This is a genomic window from Dysgonomonas sp. 511 (assembly GCF_010501105.1).
GTDB lineage: Bacteria > Bacteroidota > Bacteroidia > Bacteroidales > Dysgonomonadaceae > Dysgonomonas.
This window is the reverse complement of the sequence record NZ_QVMQ01000010.1, coordinates 1-2617: the sequence shown is the minus strand read 5'-3', so window position 1 is coordinate 2617 and position 2617 is coordinate 1. Positions and strand designations below refer to the sequence as shown.

The window sequence follows — 2617 nt, the reverse complement described above, 5'->3', positions numbered from 1 at the left end:
AGTGATCTACGATCCCACCGGTAAGAACCGCGAAGAAGAAATCTACGAATACCGCAAAGACGGCGCACTGATAAAGGCCGAGAACGGTGCCGCCGAAGTAGTCCTCGAACGGGATATTCTGGGGCGGGTAGTCAAGGAAATTACCAACGGCTATGCTGTAGAAAGCCGTTACGACGAAGCCGGCAACCGCATCGGCATCACATCCGATCTGGGAGCAGATATCCGCGCGGGCTACAACCTTATGGGCGACCTTACCAGCCTTCACGCCAACGGCTGGCAAACCCAGTATCAGCGCGATCTCTTCGGACTTGAAATCGGACGGACAATGCAAGGCGGCTTGTCGTCGCGGACTACCCGCGACCGTCTGGGTAGGGTAACGGGGCACGGTATTCAGCAAAACAACCGCAGCCTCTCCGAAAAATCCTACCTGTGGGGTATCAACGACCAACTCCTGCAAATAGATGACAATGGCAAGCAAACCAAGTTTACTTATGATACTTGGGGCAACCTGAGCAAAACCATCTTCCCCGATGGCAAAATCGAACACCGCAATCCTGACAAGACGGGTAACCTGTTCGAGAGCCTCGACCGTATGGACAGGAAGTACAGCAAAGGCGGTCAGCTTGTAAAGGCCGAGGATTGGACATACAAATACGACAAAGAAGGTAATCTGAAAGAAAAGAAGGGTAAGCACGGCGAAACATGGGAGTATTATTGGAATGCTGCAGGAATGTTGTCGATTGTAAAGCGTCCCGATGGCCGTTCGGTTCTCTTTACGTATGATGCACTAGGTAGAAGGACAGAAAAGCATTTTGCACGCACTACTACCAAGTTTGTCTGGGATGGCAACGTGCCGCTACATGAATGGCGCGAGGTGCATACCACAGAATACAGTGAAGAAGGGCAGTATCTAAAAATAACGAAAGAGCCTGTAACTACTTGGGTGTTTGAGGAAGGGACATTTGTGCCGACAGCCAAGCTGGTTGGAGATCAGGAGTTTTCCATCGTCACCAATTATTTGGGCACTCCCGAAGCGATGTATGATGAAATGGGTTCAAAAGTTTGGTCTTGCACCCTTGATTCTTACGGAAAAGTGTGTAACTTTGAGGGTCAGTGGAAAGTAGATTGTCCGTTCAGGTATCAGGGGCAGTATGAGGACTCGGAAACAGGCTTGTATTATAATCGGTTTCGGTATTACTCTCCGGAGGAGGGGATGTATATTAGTCAGGATCCGATAAGGTTGGGTGGGAATAATCCATCGCTATATGGGTATGTATATGATACGAATAGCGAGTTGGATATTTTAGGATTAAGTTGTAAAAAGCAAGTTCATCATATAATTCCTAATGCTGTATATAAATTATTTAGAAAAAAATTAAGGAAAATAAAAGGATACATTCAAGCTAAAGCTCATAAAAATGCAAAAAATAGAAATAATCTTATTGATTTAGAAACTCCATTTCATGGGAATCATCCTAATTATAATAAATATGTTGCTGCAGCACTAGATAAACTAGCAAAATCGTCAGAAGGGTTAACATTAGCGAATGTAACTAAATTGCAAAATGAATTACGCGATTTAATAGGGACTGCTCAAAATTCAGGAAAAACATTAAATGAATATTTTGAAGATATGGTTCCTTAAAATATGTTAAAGTATGTATAAAATAATAAGCACGTCGTCTGATCCATTGATTATAGGAGTTAATAATGGAATTTATCAAGTAGAATTAATTGAAAATAAGTCTTTTGTTAATAAAAAAGAGCGGCAGTACTATGAAAATTTTTTTGATGGAGAGTTTAATTCTTTTACGATTAATAATTTTAGAAATGTTGAATCTGAAGAAATTTCCGAATTAATATATTTTCCTTTGAAGAAAGCAAAAGAGACAGATTTTGTTAGTTTTTCTCCATATGAAATGGGATTAAATTTTTTAGTATCTCAAAAGGTGATTAAGATAATGGACAGTTTTTCTGTAGGTGATTATATTAAGATTCCTTCAAAAATAGAAGGGTTTAATAATATTTATTATACCATAGGTTTTCCAATCTTCACAGAGGATGTTATAAATTTTTTTAAAAGTAAGTTTTGTCATCTAATAGAAGAGAGTGAACTAAATAATTTATCAAAAGATGATTATAAGAAAGTAGCAGGCGCATTAGTCAAAACTATAAACTTGGAATTAGTAAAAAATGATTCTTTGAATAGGGATATTATAAACTTAGAAGGACAAGGCCTTTTTTTTTCAACACCTTTATTGTTAAAATTAAATAAAGAAAATATTACAGGCTTAGAAGTGGGACAAACTTCTTTAGAAATTAGATAATTCTTAAATTATTATGTGATTATTTGATACATAATCTCCGATTTTGCACGATTGTATCTCATGACATAATTATTCAACAACTTTATCTATACTCAAAGCCCTTTGATAAATTTTTAAAAAGTAACAGATAAAAACACCCTCACATGTGTTACATCTGCATAGTACATGACAAAAATAGGATAAAAAGGGGAATAATTAACTGATAATAAGCCTGTTATTATTTTGAAAAGACCTTGATTTTTAGTATCTTAGAAAGAAAAACTCCCCAGTTTTTCATAAGATGGAAACCA

At 37.8% G+C, this 2617-nt stretch carries 2 protein-coding genes; both read left to right on the top strand.

Going from position 1 to position 2617, the window contains the following annotated elements; genetic code table 11:
* Positions 1–1645 (top strand): RHS repeat-associated core domain-containing protein (locus D0T57_RS05675; RefSeq protein ID WP_185154639.1); only part of this gene is annotated, 1645 nt, incomplete at its 5' end.
* Between the two features lie 13 nt (positions 1646–1658).
* A complete protein-coding gene (locus D0T57_RS05670; protein WP_163271766.1) occupies positions 1659–2327 on the top strand; it encodes a hypothetical protein in 669 nt (222 codons plus the stop codon).
* The last annotated feature ends 290 nt before the right edge of the window (positions 2328–2617 follow it).

Bases quoted from the DNA above. Each gene is read 5' to 3' on its own strand.
- D0T57_RS05670 (WP_163271766.1), top strand. From the start codon at position 1,659: ATGTATAAAATAATAAGCACGTCGTCTGATCCATTGATTATAGGAGTT.